Source organism: Holdemanella sp., from assembly GCF_056804935.1.
Genome location: NZ_DBMEXE010000092.1, coordinates 1 through 1,500 on the forward strand (window position 1 = coordinate 1; position 1,500 = coordinate 1,500).

General features: G+C 34.1%; 2 protein-coding genes. Both read right to left on the minus strand.

Annotation, left to right across the window (positions count from 1 at the left end):
• Positions 1-66: 66 nt before the first annotated feature.
• A complete protein-coding gene (locus tag ACZQCL_RS05475) occupies positions 67-240 on the minus strand; it encodes a hypothetical protein (protein WP_482482104.1) in 174 nt (57 codons plus the stop codon).
• A 1-nt stretch (position 241) separates the two neighbouring features.
• Positions 242-1,459, minus strand: coding sequence for a cytosine permease (gene codB, locus ACZQCL_RS05480; protein ID WP_482482106.1), 1,218 nt, complete (start codon positions 1,457-1,459; stop codon positions 242-244).
• Between the last annotated feature and the right edge of the window lie 41 nt (positions 1,460-1,500).

Below are 1,500 nucleotides of genomic sequence, written 5' to 3' on the forward strand. Positions count from 1 at the left end.
AATAGATAATTACAAGCATTAAAAAAATGAGCATCACAATTTGTGACACTCATTTAGCAAGAACTGTCAGATATTTGTCCTTGACTTTTGAACCAGTTTAACAAGTTTTCCTTCTAGATCCATCACTTCTTCTTGTGCATATGGTTCTAAATCTTTTCTTATTTCTTTGAATTTTCCATCTTCAATTCGGATACACTTTAATTCTTCATTATTTTCAATACACGCATTTTTTATTAACATTTTATGCCTCTTTCTTTCTTATATACCCTATAAAATAACATACTGATGCTACAACCATCGCATTTACCGCTGCAATTCCCCAAGGAAGAATATTTGCAACAATAGCTCCAACAACAACACCAACAATATTGAAACTATTAAAATTACCTACATCCATATTATCTTTATATTTTTTTCTTTTCATAAAGAAATCTAGAATGACAATAATTCCGATTGGCGGCAAAGCACAATTCAGTATATTAAGCCAACCTGTAAAATTGTAATACAACCAAATGGATAAGATGGTTCCAATAACACCTGCAATCCATGTTGTTATTTTCATTTGGATATTTGTGATATTACTAATCGCAAGACCACCTGTATAAAGAGCGTTATTATTTGTTGTCCAAATATTAGCTCCTAAAACAATAATAGCAGGAATTGCCAAACCTTGTGCAATCATAACATAGAAAATGTCATCAGCGCCTGTAAAAGCACCTCCAATTGCACCGAAACAAAACATTAATGTATTCCCGAAGAAAAACGCAATGACTGTAGTCCAAACCGCAATTTTATTATTTTTCGCAAAACGAATAAAATTCGGTGTTGCTGTCCCTCCAGAAATAAAGGAACCAATCACATATCCAATTCCTGTAAACACACTGATTTTTCCAGCCGATTGTGCAAACACAGCCACAAGGCCACCACCATCAGTTGTGGCAGTAACCATTGAATAAACACCCAATACAACAATTAAAGGAACGGATATCGTGCTTACGACTTCTAATGCCTTCATACCTGTAGCAGCTGTCAAAGTCATCAATAACCCAGCTGCGATTGTCAATGCCCATTCATTGATACCTAAAAGTTGAGCTGTTGGAATTGAAAACATCGCTACACCAACGCCAAACCATCCAATTTGTGTAAACCCTAGAACTAAGCTTGATACATAAGATCCTTTTTTACCAAATGCCTTTCGACAAAGCAAATCCATTGTTAGTCCTGTGTCAGATCCTATATAGGCTAATATCCCACAATAAATGGATAAAATAATTCCACCAATGATACACGCTAAAACAAATTCACTAAAATCTAAACCATTTCCTAGTTTTGCTCCTACACTCATACTTGCAGAAAAGAAGGTAAATCCAAGCATGACAAAAAACATACTTTGAAAACCTTTTCTTGCACTTTCTGGAACCGCTTCTAATGAATAATCTTTATCTTTTATTTCTTCCATATATACTCCTTCATTTCAAAATTCACTATATGATTTTAACA